The sequence below is a fragment of the Streptomyces sp. NPDC048142 genome (assembly GCF_043202835.1).
Classification (GTDB): domain Bacteria; phylum Actinomycetota; class Actinomycetes; order Streptomycetales; family Streptomycetaceae; genus Streptomyces.
The window spans coordinates 44,373-67,866 of record NZ_JBIDBC010000005.1; the positions used below are offsets into that span (position 1 = coordinate 44,373).

Consider the following 23,494-nt stretch of genomic DNA (forward strand, 5'->3'; position numbering starts at 1 on the left):
TCGGCTATGCGCGACGGGAAGTGCTTGCTGTGGTCGAGGCCGTGGCGCCTTGCCGGCCCACCCGAGGGGGGAATTTCCATGCAGAGCCTGAAGCTCACCGGACGTACCGAACCGGAGCCTGTCGATCCGGAGCCCGTCGATCCGGACGACGACGGCACCGCCGACGCGTACGACATGTTCGAGATGGTCCGGGTGATCTGCCCGGACTGCGCCCAGCCCATCGCGCTGCTGGCCGACGAGGACGTCCTGCCGGAGCACGCCCGGTGCCCCACGCCGTGGAACCCCTTCGTCCTCACCGTCTGCGCCGGAACCGGCCGCGGGGTGACGGACACCCGGCCCGCCGACGAGACCCTGGAGCTCCAGGAGCAGGAGGCCGGGCTGCTGCTGACGCTCCCCCAGGGGCTCGACTGGCGGATGCAGCCCTTCTCGCACGCCGGAGGACCCGGCTCCCGTCCGCTGCGCGTGCCGCGGATGCGGCGCGAGGCCGCCTGACCCGTACGCCGTACGCCCGCCCAGCACCACGACGGCCCGGCCGCCGTGGTGCCCGCGGTTCCGCTCCCGCGGCGGCGCGGGGTGCGGGCCCCCGCGAACGAGCGCTCGAATCGGCGTGACAGTGACCCGGGCCCGCCCTGCCGCGTTGGCCCCGTATGACCACGCTGCATTCAACAGTCGGTTCGGGTCGCCGCCGTCTCGCCGCGCCCGCCCCAGAAGAAACGGTTCCGCAGCCGGGAACGCCCGCACAGCCGCTGCCCCGTTCCACGGAGGCCCCACCCATGGGCGCCCCCGTGGACCCGCCGATCTACAGCGCGCTGATCAGGCAGTGGGAGAGCGAAGGCCGCACGCTGCCCGGCCGCCGCGCCCCGGAGTGGCACCAGGCCGCGGCACTGCCCCCCTGGTCCGGGACGCCGCTGCGGTTCAGCGCGTCTCGGGACCCGCGAGGTGGCGCGCGATGACCATGCGCTGGATCTGGTTGGTGCCCTCCACGATCTGGAGCACCTTCGCCTCGCGCATCAGCCGTTCGACCGGGAAGTCGAGCGTGTAGCCGTATCCGCCGAGCACCTGGACGGCGTCGGTGGTCACCCGCATGGCCGCGTCCGTGCAGAACAGCTTCGCCATGGCGGCCTGCCGGGAGAAGGGCTCCCCCGCGTCGCGCAGCCGCGCGGCCTCCAGGTACAGCGCCCGGCCGGCCTCGATCTGGGTGGCCATGTCGGCGAGCATGAACCGCAGCCCCTGGAAGTCCGCGATGGGGCGGCCGAACTGACGCCGGTCGGTGGCGTACCGGACGGCCTCGTCCAGGGCCGACTGGGCGACCCCGACGGCACAGGCGGCGATGCCGAGGCGCCCGGAGTCGAGCGCGGACAGGGCGATGGCGAAGCCCTGGCCCTCCTCGCCGATGCGCCGGTCGTCGCCGACCCGTACGCCGTCGAAGTGGAGCTGTGCCGTGGGCGAGCCCTTCATCCCCATCTTCTTTTCGGGGAGAGCGGCGTGCAGCCCCTCGGCGTCGCCGGGGACGAGGAAGGCCGTGATGCCGCGGGGGCCCTCGACGCCGGTACGGGCGAGCACGGTGCAGAAGTCGGCGACGCCGCCGTGGGTGATCCACGCCTTGGTCCCGGTGATGACCCACCCGTCCCCGTCCCGTACGGCCTTGGTGCGCAGCGAGGCGGCGTCGGAGCCGGAGGCGGGTTCGGAGAGGCAGTAGGCGCCCAGCAGGCCGCCGGAGAGCATGGCCGGCAGGTGCGCGGCACGCTGTTCGTCGGTGCCGTATCCGGCCAGGGCGTGGCAGGCGAGGGAGTGGACGCTGACACCGAGGCCGACGGTGAGCCGGGCGGCGGCCAGTTCTTCCAGGACCTGGAGGTAGACCTCGTAGGGCTGGTCACCGCCGCCGTGGGCGGAGGCGTACGGGAGTCCCAGGAGTCCGGCCTCGGACAGGAGGGTGAAGACCTCGCGCGGGAAGACGCCCGCTTCCTCCTGCTCGGACGCCCGGGGAGCGATCTCCTTCGACACGATGTCGCGGACGAGCGCGACGAGCTGCCGGGACTCCTCGGTGGGCAGACGGCGTTCCACCGGCTGCGGGGCACGGTCGGACATGACGGCGCTCTCCTCCCTGTCGGGCGTTGCGGCGGTCGCGCGCTCGGGGTGGGAGCGGCGCCGCCGGGTGATCCCCCGGAAGTGACCCGGGAAAAACAGACTGCCCCGCCGATCCTGCCCTCCCGGGTCACGGGTGGCACGGTCATCGGCTGTGGCGGGTTGAGTATGCCCGATCGGATGCCTCCCGTCACGGGGCAATGGGCAGGTCGGACGGCCCGAAGGGGCCGCGGGCGGCCGGCGGGCCGGTCCGGACCCTTGCCCCAACTGGTCTAGTCCTTCTACGGTTCCATCGAACGTCACATCGCGTCCATGTCAAGTCGGGCGCGGCTGCCCGGCGTTCGGCCCGCACCCCCCACGCACCAGCCCTCCCCCACGAGGAGCCACGATGCCCGAGCCGCATCGTCCCCGTGCCCGGCTCCGGGCACGCGCCACGGCCGCCGGTACGGCGGCCGTGGCGCCTCCCCGCCCGGCGTCGCGGGGATGTCCTCGGCCGGCACGGCGTGACACCGGGCTCGGGCGCACTCCGGGTGCCGGGCCCGGTGCGCCCCGGGCCGGTGCGGGCCCCTCCCGCTGTCCGGATCCGTACGGGACCCTTTTCGGCCACCCGGCCGACTGCTGCCCCAGGGAAAAGGGAGGCCGTGGCGCGGACCCCACGGTCGGACCTCGCGAGCGGGCTGGCTATTTTATGTCCATGCGTGCACCGGGCGGCCTGCCGAGGCGAGCGGCCACGGGCCTGCTCTGCGGCTCGGCGTGCCTGTCGCTCGGCGCAGCGAGCCATGTCGCGGCGGGTGGGCGACTGCCCGGCGCGGGAGTGCTCGCCCTCCTGTTCCTCGCCCTGACCGTGCAGGGGACCCTGCTCCTCGGCCGACGGCGCCACCGCTTCGACCTCGTGGTGCTGGTGCTCGGCGCCACGCAGTTCGCCCTGCACCACGTCTTCCACCTCCTCCCGTCGCCCGGCACGGGCCCGCATCCCGTGCGGGCGGCCGGGCACGAGCACCACATGGCCGGGCAGCCCGGCGGCCACGGCACGGACGGGGGCGCCGGGCACGCCATGGACGCCGGGATGGCCCTGGCCCACGCGGCGGCCACCCTCGGGACGGCCCTCTGCGTGATGTACGGGGAGCGGGTGCTGCGGCGCCTCGCGGCCCTGCTCGCCCCTCTCGTGACGCCCCCGCCCGTTCCCTCGCTCCGCTGCCCGCCCCGGCCGCGCCCGGTCCCGCCGGTGGTGGCGCGGATCCGGTTCGGGGCGCTCCTCGCCCGGTCCCGGCCCCGGCGCGGACCGCCGACGGTGGCTTCGGCCTGACCCGCTCCTCGCTCTGCCGCCGACGCCGGACCTGGTCCGGCGTCCATCAGGCATGCGTACGGGAGCCGTCGGGCGCGCGTCCGTCACCGTCCGATCCCCGAGGAGCACCCGTGTCCCACAGAACCGAAGAAATACCGCAGAACGACCACGATCCGACCGACGTCCCTGCCGACGTCCCTGCCGACGTCCCTGCCGCCGGGCCGGACTCCAGGAGACCGGACGACCAGGTGAAACCGCCGTCCGGGCAGCCCCGACCGGCCCGCTCCTGGGCGGGGGTGCGGCACCTCCTGGTCCGGCTGCACTTCTACGCCGGTGTGCTCGTCGCCCCCTTCCTCCTGGTGGCCGCGCTCACCGGGCTGGCCTACACGTTCACGCCCCAGCTCGACCGGATCGTGTACGGCGACCAGCTGCGGGTCGAGCGGGCCGGGGACGAGGTACGCCCGCTGGCGGAGCAGATCGCCGCCGCGCGGGCGGCGTACCCCGAGGGCACGCTGGCGTCCGTCATCACACCGCCGGGCCCCGAGGACACCACCCGGGTGGTGCTCGCGGTGCCGGAGCTGGGCGAGAACCAGCGCACGGTGTTCGTCGATCCGTACACCGCCGAGGTGCGGGGCGAGTTGACGACCTGGTTCGGTTCGACGCCGCTCACCACCTGGCTCGACGACCTCCACCGCAATCTCCATCTCGGCGACACCGGCCGTCTGTACTCCGAGGTCGCCGCGAGCTGGCTGTGGGTGGCCGTCGCGGGCGGCCTCGTCCTGTGGCTCGGACGCAGCCGGGGACGGCGTGCGAAGTCGGCGCGGGGCGTGCTGCTTCCGGACCGTACGGCCCGAGGGGTGCGGCGGACACGCAGCCGGCACGCGGCGACCGGGGTGTGGCTGGCGCTCGGACTGCTGTTCCTGAGCGCCACCGGCCTCACCTGGTCGCAGTACGGCGGCGACCGGTTCGGGCGGCTGCTGGACGCGGCGAACGGCAACGCCCCGGCCCTGGACACGGCGCTCCCGGGTGCCGAGGCCCCCGCCGAGGACCACTCGGAGCACGCCGGACACGGCGGCTCGGAGGTCGCGGCGGCCGACGCCGACCCGGCGGACTTCGACGCGGCCCTCGCGGCGGCCCGGGGCGCGGGCCTCGGGGGAACCGTGCAGGTGACGCCTCCGGCGGACGCGGCGAGCGCGTGGGTCGTGGCGCAGACCGACGACACCTGGCCGGTGCACTACGACCGGGTGGCCGTGGACACCACGAGCGGCGAGATCACCTCGCGCACCCGCTGGGCCGACCACCCGGCCCTGAACAAGCTCAGCAAGCTGGGTGTGCAGGGCCACATGGGCGTGCTGTTCGGGGTCGTCAACCAGATCGCGCTGGCCCTCCTCGCGCTGGGCCTGACGGCCGTGATCGTCTGGGGCTACCGCATGTGGTGGCTGCGGCGACCCACCCGGGGCGACCGGCCGGCGCCGGTCGGCAGGGCCCCGGAGCGCGGGGCGTGGCGGCGGCTGCCGCTGCCGGCCCTCGTCCTGGGCATCCCGGCCGTGGCCGCCCTGGGCTGGGCGCTGCCGGTCCTCGGGGTGACGCTGGCCGGATTCCTCGTGGTCGACGCGGTGGTGGGAGCGGTACGCCGACGACGTACCGCCTGACGCCGGGTGGGGGCGGACCGCCCGGGTCCGCCCCCGGTCGCGGCCGACGCCCGCGTACATCACGACGTCTACGTCACGACGTCCGGCGTCGGCCTCCCGGTCCGGCACGTGGAGCACGACACCCCCACCCGGGCTCCAGCGGCTGCCACCCACCGGATCGCATCCATGAATCCTTTGACTGTCCTGCCCGCAGGTCCTTGCCGTCGAGTCCTGGCCATCCGGAAAGAGTCAGGAAGGGACAGCCGCCGTGCACATCGCCGTCCTCACCTTCGAGGGCTACACGAGCTCGACTCCCTGATCGCGCTCGGTGTGCTCAACCGCGTCAGGACCGATGGCCGGCGCGTCACCATCGCGACCCCCGGCCTCAAGGTGACGTCGATGAACGGAGTGGTCATCGAGCAGATGTCCGCCCTTGAGGAGGCGTGCGCCGCTGACGCCGTCATCGTCGGCAGCGGCATCGCCACCCGCGAGGTCACCGAAGACCCGGCGATCATGAGCGTCCTGCGGGGTCTGGACCCCCTCGCGCCGGCTCATCGCGGCGCAGTGCTCCGGCGCGCTCGTGCCGGCCCGGCCCGGCCTGCTCGACGACATTCCCGCGTGCACCGACCTGACCACGAAGCCGTGGGTCGTCGCCGCCGACGTCGAGGTGCTCGACCAGCCCTTCTACGCCAAGGGCACCATCGCCACCGCAGGCGGCTGCCTGGCCTCGCACTATCTCGCCGCCTGGATCATCGCCCGGCTCGATGGCGACGACGCCGCCGAAAGCGCGCTGCACCATGTCGCCCCGGCCGGTGAGAAGGAGGAGTACGTCGAGCGCGCCCGGCGCAACATCACCCCCTACCTGCCCGCTCCCGCACGAACGCTCGTCCGACCGGCCAGTCGCGGACAACGGGCCGGCCAGGAAGCGGAGGCCCTCGCGGCAGCCCGTTCGCACGCCCCCTATTCCGGACGGCACTTCCTTCGGACGGTACGCATGCGGCTGTCGCCGCCGCGAGGCAGGGGGAACGTTTCTTCTGGGGGCTGGTCGAGGAGGGTCTCCACATATCGCGGGGAGATCGGATCCCGCTGACCGCTCGGACGTTCACCCGAAGAGGCGCGGGGCGAGGTCCAGATGGCCTCCAGCCCGAGCGGACGATATCCGTCATCCTGTGCACATGCCGACCAGCCGGAACGTTCCTGCAGGCGAGCATGACCCAAGGGCGTCGGCAGCGCCTGGCGTTCAATGCCTCCGAGGCGTTGCTCGAAGTCGGCCTGCAGCCGGTTCAAGGTGTCGAGAAAGTCCTTGAGCGGAACGTTTCCTTCGTACATCTGTTCCTCATTTCCTGAATTCCTGCATCGTTCCCTCGCTCTGCACCGGAGCCGGAACGTTCGGGTGTTCACAGAAGGTGTGCTCGCGATCAACAGACACGCCCTCGAAAGCCGTCACATGTGAAACGAAATATGCTTTCCGTTGCCGCACTCCGCACAACGATCTCTTTCGCCGGAGGAAGTGCGGCATTCGGGTGACCCGCCGAGAACCCGCCCTGTTCGCCCCGGGCTGTCCGGTAAGCGCCTCGGGCGAAGGCCGGATCTCCGAAACGGACGGATCGTGCGGGGTGCGCCGGACGGCCGGGAGGAGCGGCCGGCTCAGTCGCGCCACCACGGCTCGCGCACGTAGAGGCTCTCCTCGCCCGTGCACCCCGCGCCGTTGGAGATCTCCTCGGTGTCCAGGTTCCAGCCGACGACGCCGCTCCCCTTGCGGCCCAGCTCGATCAGGCGGTTGCTCTCGGTCCGGGTGCCGTCGGTGACCTGGCAGCGGACGATCGAGGTCCACGCCTGCCCGTCCAGCGCGGCGACGAAGGACAGCAGCGGGAGCGCGAGGGTCGCCAGGCCCAGCGCCGCCCACTGCTCCAGGGCCGCCGCCCGGCGCAGCCCCCGCGACGGCCGATAGCCGCCGTCGCGGCGTGATCCGGCTGTCGTCCGCCGGCTCGCACGGTGTCCGTGCGGGTGCCGTCTGCCGGTGCGGTACTCCACCACGACGCCCTTGCGCAGCGCGTAGGCGGCGAGACCCGTTCCCAGCCCCCACCAGGGGCCGAAGAAGCACACGACCACCACCCCCATCGCGACCGGGTTGACGACGGTCAGCGCCACCCGCTGGAGTGCCCGGAGGACGCCGCGCTCCACCGGGACAGCGCCGCGCGCCGCGAACAGCGCGAAGACGACGCGGGAGACGACGACGGCCAGCACGGAGGCGAGGAGCGGATCGGTGAGCACCATGCCGATGAACACGTCACGGGCCGCGGCGCCGCCTCCGACCGTGTACGCGACCTTCGTCACCGGCACCGCGAGCGCCACCGCGAGCAGCACCGTGTGCCCCGGGCCGCCCTTCCGGTCGGCCGACCGGGCCGCTTCCTCCTCGTCCGGGCCGGTACCCCCGTCGGCCATGAGCGTTCCCACCTCCCGGACGGCTGCGGCGACGGCGTGGAATCGCCGCGCCTGCTTCAGCAGCCTCCACCGCTCGCCCCGCCCCGGCCACCAGCACTACGCCGGCCGGGGCGACCACGGATGGCCCGGCCGTTCAATCCGGTGCTGCGGGAGTGCGGGTACGGGAGTGCCGGTGCGGGTGCGGTCGCCGCGGTACGCCTATCCGTGGACCGGAGCCGGTGGCATCCCGGAGTGGTCGTGCAGGCCGAGCCGCACATGCTCGACATGGAAGAGGGCCTGCTCCAGCAGCTCGGCGACGTGGTTGTCGTAGAGCGAGTAGACGATGGAACGGCCGTGACGCTCGCCGTTGACCAGTCCGAGGTTGCGCAGCAGCCGCAGCTGGTGCGAGCAGGCGGACGCCTCCATGCTCACGGCCTCCGCCAGGTCGCCGACCGAGCACGGGCCCTCTTGGAGGCGGGCCAGGATGTACAGACGGGACGGGGTGGCCAGGGCCTGAAGGGTCGCGGCGACGTCGGAGGCCCCCGCCGCGTCAAGCCGTTCACGCGTGGTGGTGCTGCTCCTGCCGTCGACTCCGTGACCCATGCCTGCCATCCTACCGACGACACATGAAGACCTCTTCAGATGTTCCTGTACGGTGGGCGCGTTGCCGTCCCCCCGCCCTTGAAGGGTTACTCCGTCATGCCTTCCCTCCTCACGCGGCACCCCGAGCAGACGGCTGCGGCCGTTCCGTCAGGGGTTCCGCGTCGCCGTACACGCGTGTTCGCCCTGCCGGAGACCCGCTGGGCGGCGACCGCACTCGCGCTGTTCCTGATGGCGCTGCCGATCCAGCTCGCCGGTGCCTCCGCGTGGACATGGGGCACGTTGTACGGCCTTGCCTATGTCGCCGGCGGCTGGGAGCCGGCCTGGGCGGGCTTGCGGGCACTGCGGGAGAAGACCCTGGACGTGGACCTGCTGATGATCGTCGCCGCGATCGGCGCCGCGTCGATCGGGCAGGTGATGGACGGTGCCCTGCTGATCGTCATCTTCGCCACCTCCGGCGCCCTGGAGGCCCTGGCGACCGCGCGGACCCAGGACGCGGTCCGCGGCCTGCTCGACCTGGCCCCCACGACGGCCACCCTGGTGCTCGACGACGGGAGCGAGCGGACCGTCGCCACCGAGGACCTGGTGGTCGGCGACACTCTTCTGGTCCGCCCCGGCGAACGGATCGGAGCCGATGGCCGGGTGACCGGGGGCGCGAGCGACGTCGACCAGGCCACCATCACCGGCGAGCCGCTGCCCGTGGTGAAGGAGGCGGGGGACGAGGTGTTCGCCGGCACGCTCAACGGCACCGGCGCCCTGCGGGTCAGGGTCGAACGCGACGCCTCCGACTCCGTCATCGCCCGGATCGTCGCCATGGTCGAGGAAGCCTCCAGGACCAAGGCGCCGACCCAGCTCTTCATCGAGAAGATCGAGCAGCGGTACAGCCTCGGCATGGTCGTGGCGACTCCGGCCGTCTTCCTGGTTCCCCTGGCCTTCGGCGCCGACCTCACCGGCTCACTGCTGCGCGCGATGACTTTCATGATCGTCGCCTCGCCCTGCGCGGTCGTCCTCGCGACGATGCCGCCCCTGCTGTCGGCGATGGCCAACGCCGGGCGTCACGGCGTCCTGATCAAGTCCGCCGTCGCCATGGAACGCCTGGGCCAGGTGGACGTGGTCGCCCTCGACAAGACCGGCACCCTCACCGAAGGCACCCCGCGCGTCACCGAGATCCGGCCGCTGCCCGGCTCCGGCCTGGACGAGGACGCGCTGCTGGCGCTGGCGGCCGGGGCGGAGCACCCCAGCGAGCACCCGCTCGCCCGTGCCGTCGTCGATGCCGCCCGCACCCGCGGCCTGACCGTGCCGGGCGTGCGGGACTTCACCTCCGCTCCCGGCGTCGGCGTCACCGCCACCGTCGAGGGGCACACCGTCGCGGTCGGCGCTCCCGCCCGTCTCCTGAACGGGACCGGGACCGGGACCGGGACCGGGACCGCCTCCGTCGAGGCCGCGGCCCTCGCCGCGACGCTGGAGAGCGAAGGCCGCACCGCGGTCCTCGTCCAGCGCGACGGCGAACCCGTCGGTGTCCTGGGCCTCGCCGACCGGCTGCGCCCCGACGCGGCCGCCACGGTCGCCGCCCTCACCGCTCTGACCGGCAGTGCGCCGATGCTGCTGACCGGCGACAACCCGCGGGCCGCCGCCCGTGTGTCCGAAGAGGTCGGCATCAGCGACGTCCGGGCCTCGCTGCTCCCCGGGGACAAGGTCAGCGCCGTCCAGGAACAGGCGCACGCCGGCCGCAAGGTGCTGGTCATCGGCGACGGTGTCAACGACGCCCCGGCACTCGCCGCCGCCCACAGCGGCATCGCCATGGGGCGGGCGGGCTCCGACCTCGCCCTGGAAACGGCCGACGCCGTCATCGTCCGGGACGAACTCGCCGCCGTCCCCACAGCGGTGAACCTGTCGCGGGCCGCCCGGCGCCTGGTGGTGCAGAACCTGGTGATCGCAGGCGTGTTCATCTCGGTTCTGGTCATCTGGGACCTGGCCGGGCACCTGCCCCTGCCGCTCGGCGTCCTCGGCCACGAGGGCTCCACCGTCATCGTCGGTCTCAACGGCCTGCGGCTGCTGCGCGACGGAGCCTGGAACCGCGCCGCCCGGGTCCAGGGGTGAGCCGCCGGACCGGCCGGGGCCCGTTCCCGTAACCGCCGCGACGCGGCCCGCCGCCCCCGTTCCGCAGGGTCCGGGGACGGCCGACAGCCGCGACGCGTACCGTCGCCGGGTTCGGCCCGGCACTCACAGCAGGCCGAGCGACCGCAGTACGTAGTGCTGGCCCGGTGCCGGCCTGACCGGCCAGTAGACGTAGCACACCCCGCCCGTGCCGCCCTTGACCCTGCCGTTCGCGTCGTAGCGCTTGGTGCGCAGCCAGATGTTCTCCCATTCGCGCCGCCGGTAGACCCGGCGTACCGCGTCGTTGTCGGGGGACGCGGGGTCGTTGGCGATGACGTCCCCCTCGGAGGTGAAGCCGATGACCGTCATCAGATGGCCGGCCGTCCCGTACCCGGCGCCGGTCAGTTCCTCCGCCAGGAAGGACTGGGAGGTGATGACGGGGATCCCGGCGCCGATCAGCCGCTCCACGTCGGTGAGCGAGCCGAGCCGGGTGACGACGGCGTTCATGTCGCGGTACGTGGCGGCGTAGGCGGCGTTGAACGGCCAGTTGCCGCAGCCCTCGTACTGGTAGTCGTAGGTGTGGCGGGCGGCGTGGCAGACCTGGGGGTCGGGCAGGCCGGGCTTGACCCAGGCGAGGTCCTCCGCGGTGGGGCGGCGGCCCCAGTGCTCGATGATCATCTGCGAGGAGGTGGGGCTGCACCACGCCTCGCCGCCGTTGTCGTACTCGGGGTACTGCCCGACGTGGATGTTCTGCGAATAGCGGGGCACGGACAGTTCGCGGGCCAGTACGGGGGTGCTCGCGGGCACGGTGAAGCGGTCGGGCACATCGGAGGCCATCGCGCCGACCCGCCAGACGGTCGGGGTGCGGCGGCTGCCCGGGGTGCGGTACAGCGTGAGCCGCAGCCGGTAGGAGACCAGGCGCACGCCGCTCGCCGGGTCGTCCACCGAGAAGGTGTCCGTCCACACCGAGCTGTGCGGGTCGCCCTGGCCGTCGACGGACGTACGGCGGATGTCGCCGTCGCCCGCCGCCCAGCGGCCCATCACGAACCAGGGGGTGGCGGTGCCGTCCGCGTAGGTGCCGCTCAGCTCGACCTGGATCCAGGTGCCGGCCGGGGTGCGGGCGTTCCAGGAGGCGATCACTTCGGTGGCGGGGACGGCGGAGCGGTGGACGGCGGAGGTCCAGGTGGCGTAGTCCCAGACGGCCGTTGTGCCGGTGTGCGGGTCGGTGTAGCCGGTGCGGCCGGCCGGGGCGGCGAACACCAGGCCGGGGCGGGCGCCGGGGAGCACCCGGGTTCCGTCGCCCGTGCCGCAGCGCCAGTCGGTGTAGGTGTGCCAGAAGCGGTTGTCCACGAGAACCTCCGGTGCGGCGGAGGAGCCGGCCGGCGAGGACGGGACCGCGGGCGGGGCGGCGGACGCGGACGGGGCGGAGGCCACCGTGCCGGCGCCTGCCGCCGCGGCGAGCGCGGCGGCCAGAACGGTTCTGCGTGACGTCGGACTGGTCATGGTCGTGACCCCCGGTCGGATGCGGATGATGGTCTGCGGGTGCCGTTCGGTGCGCCAACTATCCCGGTTCCGGGCCGGATCGGGCCAGCGGTTCGGCAGCCGCCGACGGACCAGTTTCGGTCTGGACCACTGGCATGACCTGCGGCGGCTCCGGGGCGGCTCCGGGGCGGCTCCGGGGCGGCTCCGGGGCGGCTCCGGGGCGGCTCCGGGGCGGAACGTACCCTGGAGCCATGGACGACCTGGCCCGCCACGCCGATGGCCTCCGCGCACTGCCCCCTTCCTGCGGCCCGGTCCGGCTCGTCGCGGTCGACGGCCACGCCGGTTCGGGCAAGAGCACCTTCGCCACCCGCCTCGCGGCGGCGCTGGGCGGTGCGCCGGTCCTGCGTCTGGACGATCTCGCCACGCACGAGGAGCTGTTCGGCTGGACGGGGCGGCTGATGGAGCAGGTGGTCCTGCCGCTCTCGCGCGGCGAGGCCGCCCGCTATGCCCCGTACGACTGGACGGAGCGCCGCTTCGGCCCGGCGCGGATCCTGGAGCCGGCCCCGGTGGTGCTGCTGGAGGGGGTCGGCGCGGGGCGCCGGGAGGTGCGCCCGTGGCTGGCGGCGCTGTGCTGGATGGAGCTGGACCGGGAGACGTCCTGGCAGCGGGGCCGGGACCGGGACGGCGCCGGGCTCACCGGGTTCTGGGACGGGTGGACGCTCGCCGAGCGGCGGCATTTCGCCGAGGATCCTTCACGGCCCTACGCCGATACGCTGGTACGCCAGTTGCCCGAGGGGTACGCGTGGCTGCCGGGGCCCCGTGCGACAGCGGGAGTGAACCGTTCCGTCACGCACGGTAGCCAGAAGGTCCCGCCATACTGAGCAGTCGGAAATCGGCCCGGAAGTGCCCCAACTCTGCTTGACCGGGGGGCCTTACTGGTCTTACGTTCTCATTGTGCGGCTTTTCGGAGCCCCCGCAGACGCGAAGCCCCCGGTTGTTCCCCCGTGATCGGGGGCTTCGCCCTGTGCTCCCCCGCCGCCCCGGCGACCACACAGAGCGATTCGCTCACCCTCGGTCACCGCCCCCGGAGGTCCGCCGTCGAGCGACCCCCTCCCCCGTGCGCGGGTACGATGCAGCTCGGTGTGGTCAATTCCCTTCCTCCGCGCCGTGATTCAGCACGCTCCGGTGGGCATGCTGTGCGGGCGGGACATCCTGGGGGCACGGTTTGTGGGGGACCTGATGAACATCGGCACACAGGGCGCCGGCGCCCCTGCCGACCTCGCCTGGCTGCGTGGCATGGACGCCTACACGATGGGCGCCTACCCGCAGGCCGAGGAGGAGTTCAGAGCCGCGGTGCGGTTCGATCCCGGCATGGCGGACGGCTGGCTCGGCCTCCACGCGCTGCGCATCGACACCACCACGGCCCTGTTACGCATGTACCGGCACCGCGACCGCTTCGGCGAACAGCGCGCACGTCATCGACGTACGCTCAACTCCTGGTACTGGCTGGGCTGGTGGGTGCAGCCGGTGCTGGAGAGTCAGCGTGATCTGCTGCTGGCGCACGCCTCGCACTGGCTGGACGGACGCCATGTGCCGGAGCTGGACCGGGCGTTGGCGGGGCTGCCGCCGGTGGACGCGGATCCGCAGGTGCGGTTCCTGCACGCCTGCCGCTCGTATCTGGTCAAGGACTGGGAGCAGTTGGTGCGCTGCACCGAGCAGCTCGTCGACGATCCGATGCTGGGCATCGAGGCGGGTCTGTTCGGCGGGATGGCCCGGGTGCGGCTGGAGATGTTCGGGCAGGCGGAGCCGCTGCTGTCGGCCGCGCTGATGCGCTGTCGCAGCGAGCAGCCGCAGCGCAAGGAGCTGCGCTACTGGCTGGCGCGGGCCCACGAGGGCACCGGACGCAGTGCGGCCGCCCTGCCGCTGTACCGGGCGGTGCACCGGGTCGACCCGGCCTTCATGGACACCTCCGCCCGGCTCGCCGCGCTCGTGGAGGGCGACGGGTACGACGAGTCGGCGGATCTGGCCGCCGTGACCCTGACCGGCTTCGGCTCGGGGGCAAAGGCGCAGCCGGAGGGCGACGCGCTGCTCGGCACCGATCCGGTGGACGGGCGCGAGTCCTGGCCGCTGGGCGACGCGGCGCTGCTCGGCGACGACCCGGCCCCCGGCCCGCCCGCCCCCGTCGAGGGCGTACGCCGCACCAAGACCCGCAGGCCGCTGCCCTTCCCGGCCGGGCCCAGCGATCCCGCCCTGCTGGCCGAGGCGCTGGCACAGCTGGAGCGCATGGTAGGGCTTGATCCGGTCAAGCGGCAGGTCAAGGCGCTCTCTGCGCAGTTGAACATGGCCCGGCTGCGGGCCGAGCAGGGCCTGCCCGTCCAGCCGCCGAAGCGCCATTTCGTCTTCTCCGGCCCCTCCGGCACCGGCAAGACCACCGTGGCGCGCATCCTGGGCCGGGTCTTCTACGCCCTCGGACTGCTCGGCGGCGATCATCTGGTCGAGGCCCAACGGTCCGATCTGGTGGGTGAGTTCCTGGGACAGACGGCGGTGAAGGCCAATGAGCTGATCGACTCGGCGCTGGGCGGGGTGCTGTTCGTCGACGAGGCGTACAGCCTGGCCAACTCCGGTTACAGCAAGGGCGACGCGTACGGCGACGAGGCGCTTCAGGTGCTCCTCAAGCGGGCCGAGGACAACCGGGACCATCTCGTCGTCATCCTCGCGGGCTACCCGGAGGGCATGGACCGGCTGCTCGCCACCAATCCGGGTCTTTCCTCCCGCTTCACCAGCCGGGTCGACTTCCCCAGCTACCGGCCGCTCGAACTCACCGCGATCGGGAGCGTCCTGGCCGCCGAGAACGACGACCAGTGGGACGAGGAGGCGGTGGACGAGCTGCGCTCCATCAGCGGCCATGTGGTGGACCAGGGCTGGATCGACGAGCTGGGCAACGGCCGTTTCCTGCGGACGCTGTACGAGAAGAGCTGCGCCTACCGTGATCTGCGGCTCTCCGGCTGTCCGGGCGAGCTGACCCGGGAGGACCTGTCGACGCTGCGGCTGGCGGACCTGATGCAGGCCTACGGCGAGGTGCTGTCGGGGCGCGGGCCGGTGGGCCGGGGCAAGCAGGAGCCGGGCGCGGGGTGAGACCGCGCCCGGGTTTCTCCCGGGCGCGGCCTCAGCCGTGCGCTCCCGGCAAGGCCCCGGCGTCGCATCGGCGCACGAGGGCCCCGGACGTCGGGAGTTCCGGTGTCCGCGGCACGTCCACCGTGCGGCGGGGCACCGAAACCGTCCGGTGGGCCGGGTCGCGCACCTCCCCCACCAGCGTCTCCAGCACGTCCTCCATGGCGACCAGCCCGAGGATCCGGCCCGAGGCGTCCGCGACCTGCGCCAGGTGCGTCGCTGCGCGGCGCATCACGGTCAGGGCGTCGTCGAGCGGGAGTCCGGCCGGTACGGTCCCCATCGGGCGCCAGGTCTGCCGCGGGACCACGCGGTCGGCGTCCTCCAGCTCCAGGACGTCCTTGACGTGCAGGTAGCCCAGGAAGGGCCCGCCGCCGTCCGCGCAGACCGGGAAGCGGGAGAAGCCGGTGCGTACCGTCAGCTCCTCGATCCGGCGGGGGGTCACGGACGGGTCGACCGTGACCAGCCACGCCCGCTCCAGCAGGACGTCGGCGACGGGCCTGCTGCCCAGTCCGAGGGCGTCCTCCAGGCGGGTCGCCGCCCCCGGCCCGAGGAGCCCGGCCTGTCCGGAGTCCTCCACGAGCCGGTTGAGCTGCTCGCTGGTGAAGACGGCCTCCACCTCGTCCTTCGGCTCGACGCCGAACAGCCGCAGCACCAGACCGGCGCAGGCGCCCAGCGCGGTGGTGACCGGGCGGCAGAGCCGGGCGAAGGCGACCAGACCGGGGCTCAGCCACAGTGCGGTCCGCTCGGGCGCCGCCATCGCGAGGTTCTTCGGGACCATCTCGCCGATGACCAGGTGCAGGACGACCACGGACAGGAGTGCGAGGGCGAAGCCGAGGGGGTGGACGAGCCCGTCGGGGATGTGCGCCGCGTGGAAGACCGGCTCCAGGAGGTGGGCGACGGCCGGCTCGGCGACGGCTCCGAGGGTGAGGGAGCAGACGGTGATGCCGAACTGGGCGGCGGCCATCATCTGCGGCAGGTTCTCCAGGCCGTGCAGGACCGTGCGGGCCCGGCCGGAGCCCTGGGCGGCCAGCGGTTCGACCTGGCTGCGGCGGACGGAGACGAGGGCGAACTCGGCGCCGACGAAGAAGCCGTTCGCCAGCACGAGGAGGGCGGCGAGCAGAAGGTGGAGCATGCTCATCGCGCGGCCTCCAGCAGACCCCGTGCGGCCGGGTCCGGCAGCGGTTCCGGCGCCCGGGTGAAGCGGACCCGTTCGGCGCGGTAGTGGCCGACCTGGCGGACGGAGATCCGCCAGCCGGGGAGTTCGGCCCGGTCGCCGGGGGCGGGGATGCGGCCCAGCAGTCCGGCGACGAGCCCGGCGACGGTCTCGTAGGGCCCCTCGGGTACGTCCAGGCCGCTCCGGCGCAGGGTGTGGACCCGGCAACTGCCCTCGGCGTCCCACACCGGGCGGCCGTCCTCGCCGATGGCGGCGGTCAGTTCGGGGTGGCCCGCGCCCTCGGCGTCGTGCTCGTCGCGGACCTCGCCGACGAGTTCCTCGATGATGTCCTCCAGGGTGACGACGCCGGCGGTGCCGCCGTACTCGTCGACGACCACGGCTATGGGCTGTTCGTGGCGCAGCCTCCGTAGCAGCAGTTCCACCGGCAGGGTCTCCGGCACCAGGAGCGGGGGGCCGGCGATCCGTCCGGCCGGGGTGCGCAGGCGCTCGGGGGCGGGGACGGCGAGGGCGTCCTTGAGGTGGACCATGCCGATGACCTCGTCGATGCGGTCCCGGTAGACCGGGAAGCGGGAGAGGCCGGTGGCGCGGGTGAGGTTGAGGACGTCCTCGGCGGTCGCGGAGGAGTGCAGGGCGCTGACCTTCACCCGGGGGGTCATGACGTGCTGGGCGGTGAGGCCGGCCAGCGAGAGGGTCCGGACGAAGAGGTCGGCGGTGTCCTGTTCCAGGGCTCCGGCCTCGGCGGAGTGCCGGGCCAGGGAGACCAGTTCGCCCGGGGTGCGGGCGGAGGCCAGTTCGTCGGTGGGCTCGACGCCCAGGAGCCGCACCAGCCGGTTGGCCAGGGCGTTGAGGAGGGTGATCACCGGTCGCAGGAGGGCGGCGAAGCGGGCTTGCGGCCCGGCGACGAAGCGGGCCACCTGGAGCGGCCGGGAGACCGCCCAGTTCTTGGGCACGAGTTCGCCGACGACCATCTGCACGGCCGAGGCCAGCAGCATCCCGACGACGACGGCGACGCCCGGGACGGCCCCTGCGGGGAGTCCGGTGGCGGTGAGGGGTCCGGCGAGCAGCTGGGCGAGGGCCGGTTCGGCGAGCATGCCCACCACCAGGGAGGTGATGGTGATGCCGAGCTGGGTGCCGGAGAGCTGGAAGGAGAGTTCGCGCAGGGCTTCGACGACGGTACGGGCCCGTCGGTCGCCCTCGGCGGCGGCGCGTTCGGCGTCGGGCCGGTCCACGGTGACGAGCCCGAATTCGGCTGCCACGAAGAACCCGTTGGCGAGGATGAGGAGAAAGGCCGCGCCGAGGAGCAGCAGAGGGGTGGTCATGAGGCCGCCGCCTCCGGAATAGGGGCGGCGCAGGTATTACCGGACGATCCGTCCATTGCTGGAGGGAGTCACTCCTTGGGTCGCAGGAAAAGCCCCGCGGGCCCGGGGAGAGGCCGTGGAACGGGCGGGGCGGGGGCGCGTGGGGCGCCGCCGCCCACCAGAGTAGACAAGAAGGCCCCGCGCGGGGCGGGGGCTCACCCGTTGCCGGGGGTGTCGCTGCCCGCGGGGGTGTCGTCGCTCCGGGCGCCGTGCGACTCGGCGAGGTCGCGCAGGGCGCGGGCGTCGCGGATGGCCTGCTGCTTGGCCAGGCCGGGCTGGATGCCGAGCGCGGGCAGGCTCGTGCCGTCGCTGAGGTCGAGGAAGACCCAGGGGTCGCCGGAGCGCAGGTTGACGCGGAGGATCTCCTCCCACGCCAGCCTGCGGGTCCGGGTGAGGTTGACGACGGTGACCCCGGTGTCGTCGGCGGTGACCCTGGGCCTGCTGAGCAGGGCCAGGACGCCGAAGAAGAGCGCCGCGACGAAGACGAAGCTGGCCCGCTCCCCCGCGTTGAGCCGCTCCAGCATCAGGGCGATGACCGTGATGACGAGGAACATCGCCAGGCCCGTGCTCAGCAGGACCACCCGGGTGAGGGTGGGCCGGAAGGTGACCGGCAGGGTGGGGAGTTCGGGCCTGGGCGCGGACATCGGGGTCTTCTCTCGGGGGTGCGGGCGGCCGGGGCCGTCAGAGGCGGCAGGCGTGGATGGCCGTGGTGAGGATGGCGCGGGCGCCGAGCTCGTACAGATCGTCCATGATCCGCTGCGCCTCCTTGGCGGCGACCATGGAGCGGACGGCGACCCAGCCCTCGTGGTGCAGCGGGGAGATGGTCGGCGACTCCAGGCCCGGGGTGAGGGCGACGGCGCGCTCCAGGTGCTCGACGCGGCAGTCGTAGTCCATCATCACGTAGGACCGGGCGACCAGGACGCCCTGGAGGCGGCGGAGGAACTGCCGCACCTTGGGGTCGTCGGCGGGGGCGCCGCTGCGCCGGATGACGACGGCCTCGGAGGTCATGATCGGCTCGCCGATCACTTCGAGTCCGGCGTTGCGCAGGCTGGTGCCGGTCTCCACCACGTCGGCGATGACCTGGGCGACGCCCAGCTCGATGGCCGTCTCGACCGCGCCGTCGAGGTGGACGACGGACGCCTTGACGCCCGCCTCGGCGAGGTGGGCGGCGACGATGCCCTCGTAGGAGGTGGCGATCGTCATGCCGTCGAAGTCCTGCGGGCCCGCCGCGGTGCCGGGCTTGGTGGCGTAGCGGAAGGTGGAGCGGGCGAAGCCGAGCTGGAGGATCTCCTCGGAGTCGGCGCCCGAGTCCTGGAGGAGATCGCGGCCGGTGATGCCGATGTCGAGCTTGCCGGAGCTGACGTAGATCGCGATGTCGCGGGGGCGGAGGTAGAAGAACTCCACCTCGTTCGAAGGGTCGACCAGGACCAGTTCCTTGGACTCCTTGCGCTGCTGGTAGCCGGCCTCATGGAGCATCGCCATCGCAGGCCCGGAGAGTGAACCCTTGTTGGGGAGGGCGATGCGCAGCATGAGGTCAGCTTCCTTTGTGCGGAGGGAGAAGTGAGGGACAGGGCGTGCGGTGCTCGGGACGGGCTCAGAGATGGGCGTAGACGTCGTCGAGCGAGATCCCGCGGGCGACCATCATCACCTGGACGTGGTACAGCAGCTGGGAGATCTCCTCGGCGGCGGCTTCCTTGCCCTCGTACTCGGCGGCCATCCAGACCTCGGCGGCCTCCTCGACGACCTTCTTGCCGATGGCATGCACACCCTTGCCCACGAGTTCGGCGGTGCGCGAGGTGGAGGGGTCGCCTTCGGCGGCCTTGAGCTGGAGCTCGGTGAAGAGCTCTTCGAAGGTTTTATTGGCCATGATGGTCCTCAGAATACGGGGTCGCCGCGGGGCACTCAGCGCCAGGGTTCGCTGACGGTCCGCAGCGTGGCAGCGGTGGCCACGGCGGCGGTGACCGCTTCGTGCCCCTTGTCCTCGCCCGACCCTTCGAGGCCGGCCCGGTCCAGCGCCTGCTCCTCGGTGTCGCAGGTCAGTACGCCGAATCCGACGGGAACACCGGTGTCGACGGTGACCTGGGTGAGGCCGAGGGTGACGCCCTGGGACACGTACTCGAAGTGGGGGGTGCCGCCCCGGATGACCACGCCGAGGGCGACGATCGCGTCGTAGCCGCGTCCGGCGAGCACCTTGGCGACGACGGGCAGCTCGAAGCTGCCGGGGACGCGGAGCAGGGTCGGCTCGTCGATGCCCAGCTCGCGAAGGGCGCGCAGGGCGCCGTCGACGAGGCCGTCCATGACCTTCTCGTGCCACTGGGCCGCGATGACGGCCACCCGCAGGTCGGCGCAGTTGCGTACGGACAGTTCGGGTGCACCCTTGCCGCTCATGTTTCTCCTGAAGCTGGTGATGTGGAAGTGGTGGTTACTGGTTGGCGCAGGTCGACGCGGGGGCGCCGTCCAGCCAGGGCAGGTCGTGGCCCATGCGGTCGCGCTTGGTGCGCAGGTAGCGCAGATTGTGCTCGCCTGCCTCGACGGGCATGGGTTCCCGGCCGGTGACGGCGATGCCGTGGCGGACGACGGCCGCGGTCTTGTCGGGGTTGTTGGTCATCAGCCGCAGGCTGCTCACGCCGAGGTCCGTGAGGATCTGGGCGCCCGCCGCGTAGTCGCGGGCGTCGGCGGGCAGGCCGAGCTCCAGGTTGGCGTCGAGGGTGTCCACGCCGCGCTCCTGGAGTTCGTACGCGCGCAGCTTGGAGAGCAGGCCGATGCCGCGCCCCTCGTGACCGCGGAGGTAGACGACGACGCCCCGGCCCGCTTCGGTGACGCGCCGCATGGAAGCGTGCAGCTGGGGGCCGCAGTCGCAGCGCTGGGACTGGAAGATGTCGCCGGTCAGGCACTCGGAGTGGATCCGGACGAGGATGTCCTCGCCGTCGCCGATCTCGCCGTGGACCAGGGCGACGTGCTCGACGCCGTCGACGCTGGAGCGGTAGCCGTACGCGGTGAAGTCGCCGAACGCGGTGGGCAGCCGGGTCTCCGCCTCGCGGCGGACGGTCGGCTCGCTGCTGCGGCGGTAGGCGATCAGGTCCTCGATGGAGATGATCGTCAGGCCGTGCTTGCGGGCGAAGGGCACCAGCTCGGGCAGCCGCAGCATCACGCCGTCCTCGCCCGCGATCTCGACGATGGCCCCGGCGGGGCGGAGTCCGGCGAGCCGGGCGAGGTCGACGGCGGCCTCGGTGTGACCGTTGCGGACGAGGACGCCGCCGGAGCGGGCGCGCAGCGGGAAGACGTGGCCGGGGCGGACGAAGTCGCCGGGTCCCGCGACGCCGCCCGCGAGCATCCGCAGGGTGGTGGCGCGGTCGGCGGCGGAGATGCCGGTGGTGACGCCGTGGGCGGCGGAGGCGTCGACGGAGACGGTGAAGGCGGTCCGCATCGACTCGGTGTTGTGCTCGACCATCTGCGGGAGGTCGAGGCGTTCCAGTTCGTCGCTCTCCATGGGCGCGCAGATCAGGCCGCGGCACTCGCTCATCATGAAGGCGACGATTTCGGGGGTGGCCTTCTCGGCGGCGATGACGAGGTCGCCCTCGTTCTCGCGGTCCTCGTCGTCCACGACGACGACGGGCCGGCCGGCGGCGATGTCCCGGACGGCCTGCTCGACCGGGTCCAGGGAGAGGTCCTGGGCGAGCGGGTCGTGGCCGGGGTGCAGCCAGGTGGGCTGAGCAGTCATGCCGTGGCTCCTTCCAGAGCGGGTGTCCGCGTACGCAGCCACCAGTCGCGCATCCCCCACAGGACGAGGACGCCGTAAATGACGTAGACGAAGCCGGAGAAGGCGAATCCGTTGGCGAAGTTCAGCGGGACGCCGACCAGGTCGACCAGCAGCCAGGCGAACCAGAACTCGACCATGCCGCGGGCCTGGGCGTACATCGCGACGACGGTGCCGACGAAGATGTACGCGTCCGGCCACGGGTCCCAGGACAGCGACGGGAAGGCGGTGAACAGGCCGCCGACGGCGAGGGTGCCCAGCGCGGCGGCGCCGATCAGCACGCCGCGCTCGCGCCAGGTGGCGAAGCGGACGGCGATGGACCCGTCCTGGGCCTGCTGCCTGCCGCGGTTCCAGGACCACCAGCCCCACAGGGCGACGACGATGACGACCAGTTGCTTGCCCGCGCTGCCGGAGAGGTGCGCGGAGGCGAAGGCGACGAGCAGGATCACGCCGGAGAGGAGCTGGGCGGGCCAGGTCCAGATGGAGCGCCGCCAGCCGAGGGCCAGGGCGATCAGGCCGACGAGGTTGCCGATCATGTCCGACCACTTGATGTGCTGGCCGAACACGGTGAACGCCTCGGAGTTGAGCCAGGAGGCCGCGTTCATCGCGGGTCCTGCCCGGCCCGGTCGCCGAGCAGCCGCTCGACGTACTTGGCGAGGACGTCCACCTCCAGGTTGACCGGGTCGCCGGGCTGCTTGCGGCCGAGTGTGGTCAGGGCGAGGGTGGTGGGGATGAGGCTGATGGTGAAGTGGTCGGCCGCGGCGTCGACGACGGTGAGGCTCACGCCGTCGACGGTGATGGAGCCCTTCTCCACGACGTACCGGGTCAGCTCGGGCGGCAGGGAGACCTTGACGAGTTCCCAGTGCTCGGAGGGGGTGCGCTCGACGATGGTGCCGGTGCCGTCCACGTGGCCCTGGACGAGGTGTCCGCCGAGCCGCCCGCCGAGCGCCATCGGGCGTTCCAGGTTGACCCGGGAGCCGGTGGTGAGCGCGCCGAGGCTGGAGCGCAGAAGAGTCTCGGCCATCACATCGGCGGTGAATTCGCCGTCGCCGGTGTCCACGACGGTGAGGCAGACGCCGTTCACCGCGATGGAGTCGCCGTGCTTGGCGCCCTCGGTGACGACGGGGCCGCGCAGCCGGAAGCGGGAGGCGTCCGCCAGCCGCTCGACGGCGGTGACCTCACCCAGTTCTTCGACAATTCCGGTGAACACTCAGTTTCCCTTCCGAGCAGGGGCGGGGACGGCGGTGATACGCAGATCGGGGCCGATCGGCACGGTCTCGGTCACATGGAGGCGCAGCGCATCGGAGATGGTGGTGATTCCGGCGTCGGCGAGGGCGGCGGGGCCGGCGCCGAGCAGAACCGGGGCGAGATAGCCGACGACCTTGTCGACCGTGCCGGCGGCGACGAACGCGCCGGCGAGGGTGGGTCCGCCTTCGAGGAGTACGGAGCGGACGCCGCGGGTGTGCAGCGCGGCGAGGAGGGCCCCGATGTCCAGGCCGGCTCCGGCGGCGGCGCGGGGCAGCCGCAGTACGGCGGCTGCGGGGAGGTGACCGGCCGGGGCGTCGTCGGCGACGGCGACCAGGGTGGGCGCGGTGTCGTCCAGGACCCGGGCGCCGGGCTTCACGGCGGTGGCGTCGGTGTCGAGGACGACCCGCAGCGGCTGGGTGGCGCCGTCGACGCCGCGTACGCCCAGCTGGGGATCGTCAGTGCGGGCGGTGCCGGAGCCGACGAGCACGGCGTCGGCCTCGGCGCGCAGCCGGTGGACGTCGGCGCGGGCCTCGGGCGAGGTGATCCAGCGGCTGGTGGCGTCGGCGGCGGCGATCCGGCCGTCGAGGGTGGCGGCGTACTTCCACAGGACGTACGGCCGCCCCTGGCGCACCGAGGTCAGCCAGGGGGCGTTGCCCGCCTCGGCCTCCTCCGCGAGGAGGCCCTGCTCGACCCGCACCCCGGCGCGGCGGAGGGTGTCGCCGCCCCCGGTGGCCCGCGGGTCCGGGTCGCCGACCGCGTACACGACCCGGCTGATCCCGGCGGCCAGGAGGGCCTGGGCGCAGGGGCCGGTGCGGCCGGTGTGGTCGCAGGGTTCGAGGGTGACGTAGGCGGTGCCGCCGCGGGCCCGCTCACCGGCCGCGCGCAGGGCGTGGACCTCGGCGTGCGGCCCTCCGGCGCGCTGGTGGAAACCTTCGCCTGCCGGGGCTCCGGCGGCGTCGGTGATCACACATCCGACGACCGGATTGGGGCTGGTGGAGCCGAGACCGCGCGCCGCGAGCGTGATCGCTCGGCGCATGGCGGTGATGTCGGCTGCGGTGTCCACCGGGTCCTCCTGCCTCTTCGGGCACGGACTCCGGGGCCTGTCGATGACGACAGATAGAGCGACTCATCAGGGGAAACGCCGAAACCCGAGGACGGGAACGCCGGGAGCGCACGGAGCCC

Annotated in this window: 22 protein-coding genes; 7 read left to right on the forward strand and 15 right to left on the reverse strand. The window is 73.0% G+C overall.

The genetic code is table 11. From position 1 onward, the window contains the following. Nucleotides 1-78: 78 nt before the first annotated feature. Nucleotides 79-492 carry a hypothetical protein gene (locus ACGF2Y_RS08910; RefSeq protein WP_392944363.1) on the forward strand — a complete coding sequence of 138 codons (414 nt, stop codon included), beginning with the start codon at nucleotides 79-81 and terminating at the stop codon, nucleotides 490-492. Nucleotides 493-915: 423 nt separating this feature from the next. Here ACGF2Y_RS08910 and ACGF2Y_RS08915 read toward each other — a convergent pair whose 3' ends face one another. Continuing rightward, nucleotides 916-2,088, reverse strand: coding sequence for an acyl-CoA dehydrogenase family protein (locus ACGF2Y_RS08915; protein ID WP_392944365.1), 1,173 nt, complete (start codon nucleotides 2,086-2,088; stop codon nucleotides 916-918). A 691-nt stretch (nucleotides 2,089-2,779) separates the two neighbouring features. On the opposite strand from ACGF2Y_RS08915, the gene ACGF2Y_RS08920 reads away from it, so the two are divergent. Both ACGF2Y_RS08920 and ACGF2Y_RS08925 read left to right on the forward strand, forming a co-directional pair. Continuing rightward, nucleotides 2,780-3,391: a hypothetical protein gene (locus ACGF2Y_RS08920; protein ID WP_392944367.1), complete on the forward strand. Its 612-nt coding sequence runs from the start codon at nucleotides 2,780-2,782 to the stop codon at nucleotides 3,389-3,391. A gap of 110 nt (nucleotides 3,392-3,501) precedes the next feature. Continuing rightward, nucleotides 3,502-5,022: a PepSY-associated TM helix domain-containing protein gene (locus tag ACGF2Y_RS08925; RefSeq protein WP_392944369.1), complete on the forward strand. Its 1,521-nt coding sequence runs from the start codon at nucleotides 3,502-3,504 to the stop codon at nucleotides 5,020-5,022. Nucleotides 5,023-5,298: 276 nt separating this feature from the next. On the opposite strand, the gene ACGF2Y_RS08930 is transcribed toward ACGF2Y_RS08925, so the two are convergent. Beyond that, nucleotides 5,299-5,556 carry a hypothetical protein gene (locus ACGF2Y_RS08930; protein WP_392944371.1) on the reverse strand — a complete coding sequence of 86 codons (258 nt, stop codon included), beginning with the start codon at nucleotides 5,554-5,556 and terminating at the stop codon, nucleotides 5,299-5,301. 25 nt (nucleotides 5,557-5,581) lie between these two features. Between ACGF2Y_RS08930 and ACGF2Y_RS08935 the strand changes: the two genes are divergently transcribed. Then, nucleotides 5,582-6,091 carry a hypothetical protein gene (locus tag ACGF2Y_RS08935; RefSeq protein ID WP_392944373.1) on the forward strand — a complete coding sequence of 170 codons (510 nt, stop codon included), beginning with the start codon at nucleotides 5,582-5,584 and terminating at the stop codon, nucleotides 6,089-6,091. Nucleotides 6,092-6,648: 557 nt separating this feature from the next. Here the strand turns inward: ACGF2Y_RS08935 and ACGF2Y_RS08940 are convergent. Together ACGF2Y_RS08940 and ACGF2Y_RS08945 are read right to left on the reverse strand one after the other, a co-directional pair. Further along, the gene (locus ACGF2Y_RS08940) at nucleotides 6,649-7,446 is read right to left on the reverse strand and encodes a hypothetical protein (protein WP_392944375.1); all 798 of its coding nucleotides are present in this window, start codon (nucleotides 7,444-7,446) and stop codon (nucleotides 6,649-6,651) included. Nucleotides 7,447-7,644: 198 nt separating this feature from the next. Beyond that, nucleotides 7,645-8,028 carry an ArsR/SmtB family transcription factor gene (locus ACGF2Y_RS08945; RefSeq protein ID WP_392944377.1) on the reverse strand — a complete coding sequence of 128 codons (384 nt, stop codon included), beginning with the start codon at nucleotides 8,026-8,028 and terminating at the stop codon, nucleotides 7,645-7,647. Between the two features lie 96 nt (nucleotides 8,029-8,124). Here ACGF2Y_RS08945 and ACGF2Y_RS08950 point away from each other — a divergent pair, with 96 nt between their 5' ends. Next, nucleotides 8,125-10,125 (forward strand): heavy metal translocating P-type ATPase, encoded by a 2,001-nt coding sequence (locus tag ACGF2Y_RS08950; protein ID WP_392944379.1) that lies wholly within the window; start codon nucleotides 8,125-8,127, stop codon nucleotides 10,123-10,125. Nucleotides 10,126-10,248: 123 nt separating this feature from the next. On the opposite strand, the gene ACGF2Y_RS08955 is transcribed toward ACGF2Y_RS08950, so the two are convergent. Then, entirely contained in the window at nucleotides 10,249-11,625 is a 1,377-nt protein-coding gene (locus ACGF2Y_RS08955; protein ID WP_392944381.1) for a peptidase C39 family protein, read from the reverse strand. Nucleotides 11,626-11,855: 230 nt separating this feature from the next. Here ACGF2Y_RS08955 and ACGF2Y_RS08960 point away from each other — a divergent pair, with 230 nt between their 5' ends. Together ACGF2Y_RS08960 and ACGF2Y_RS08965 are read left to right on the forward strand one after the other, a co-directional pair. Then, complete coding sequence (locus tag ACGF2Y_RS08960; RefSeq protein ID WP_392944383.1) at nucleotides 11,856-12,485, forward strand: uridine kinase; 630 nt, start codon at nucleotides 11,856-11,858, stop codon at nucleotides 12,483-12,485. A 358-nt stretch (nucleotides 12,486-12,843) separates the two neighbouring features. After that, nucleotides 12,844-14,739 carry an AAA family ATPase gene (locus tag ACGF2Y_RS08965; protein ID WP_392944385.1) on the forward strand — a complete coding sequence of 632 codons (1,896 nt, stop codon included), beginning with the start codon at nucleotides 12,844-12,846 and terminating at the stop codon, nucleotides 14,737-14,739. A 31-nt stretch (nucleotides 14,740-14,770) separates the two neighbouring features. Here the strand turns inward: ACGF2Y_RS08965 and ACGF2Y_RS08970 are convergent, their stop codons facing one another. From ACGF2Y_RS08970 to ribD, 10 genes are all read right to left on the reverse strand, one after another. Then, on the reverse strand, nucleotides 14,771-15,913 hold the full coding sequence (locus ACGF2Y_RS08970; protein ID WP_392944387.1) for a hemolysin family protein: 1,143 nt from the start codon (nucleotides 15,911-15,913) through the stop codon (nucleotides 14,771-14,773). After that, nucleotides 15,910-17,268: a hemolysin family protein gene (locus tag ACGF2Y_RS08975; RefSeq protein WP_392944389.1), complete on the reverse strand. Its 1,359-nt coding sequence runs from the start codon at nucleotides 17,266-17,268 to the stop codon at nucleotides 15,910-15,912. Before ACGF2Y_RS08975 ends, ACGF2Y_RS08970 begins: the two co-directional genes overlap by 4 nt. 194 nt (nucleotides 17,269-17,462) lie before the next feature. Further along, nucleotides 17,463-17,951: a PH domain-containing protein gene (locus ACGF2Y_RS08980; protein WP_392944391.1), complete on the reverse strand. Its 489-nt coding sequence runs from the start codon at nucleotides 17,949-17,951 to the stop codon at nucleotides 17,463-17,465. A 37-nt stretch (nucleotides 17,952-17,988) separates the two neighbouring features. After that, nucleotides 17,989-18,837, reverse strand: coding sequence for an ATP phosphoribosyltransferase (gene hisG / locus ACGF2Y_RS08985; RefSeq protein ID WP_392944393.1), 849 nt, complete (start codon nucleotides 18,835-18,837; stop codon nucleotides 17,989-17,991). Nucleotides 18,838-18,901: 64 nt separating this feature from the next. Continuing rightward, a complete protein-coding gene (locus ACGF2Y_RS08990; protein ID WP_030584205.1) occupies nucleotides 18,902-19,174 on the reverse strand; it encodes a phosphoribosyl-ATP diphosphatase in 273 nt (90 codons plus the stop codon). Between the two features lie 35 nt (nucleotides 19,175-19,209). Continuing rightward, on the reverse strand, nucleotides 19,210-19,695 hold the full coding sequence (gene ribH / locus ACGF2Y_RS08995) for a 6,7-dimethyl-8-ribityllumazine synthase (RefSeq protein WP_392944395.1): 486 nt from the start codon (nucleotides 19,693-19,695) through the stop codon (nucleotides 19,210-19,212). A 34-nt stretch (nucleotides 19,696-19,729) separates the two neighbouring features. After that, nucleotides 19,730-21,028, reverse strand: a complete 1,299-nt coding sequence (locus ACGF2Y_RS09000) for a bifunctional 3,4-dihydroxy-2-butanone-4-phosphate synthase/GTP cyclohydrolase II (protein ID WP_392944397.1) — start codon at nucleotides 21,026-21,028, stop codon at nucleotides 19,730-19,732. Beyond that, nucleotides 21,025-21,669, reverse strand: a complete 645-nt coding sequence (locus ACGF2Y_RS09005) for a nicotinamide riboside transporter PnuC (RefSeq protein ID WP_392944399.1) — start codon at nucleotides 21,667-21,669, stop codon at nucleotides 21,025-21,027. The genes ACGF2Y_RS09000 and ACGF2Y_RS09005 overlap by 4 nt, the downstream gene beginning before the upstream one ends. Further along, the gene (locus tag ACGF2Y_RS09010) at nucleotides 21,666-22,274 is read right to left on the reverse strand and encodes a riboflavin synthase (RefSeq protein WP_392944401.1); all 609 of its coding nucleotides are present in this window, start codon (nucleotides 22,272-22,274) and stop codon (nucleotides 21,666-21,668) included. The genes ACGF2Y_RS09005 and ACGF2Y_RS09010 overlap by 4 nt, the downstream gene beginning before the upstream one ends. Further along, complete coding sequence (ribD, locus tag ACGF2Y_RS09015) at nucleotides 22,275-23,375, reverse strand: bifunctional diaminohydroxyphosphoribosylaminopyrimidine deaminase/5-amino-6-(5-phosphoribosylamino)uracil reductase RibD (protein ID WP_392944403.1); 1,101 nt, start codon at nucleotides 23,373-23,375, stop codon at nucleotides 22,275-22,277. Nucleotides 23,376-23,494: the final 119 nt, after the last annotated feature.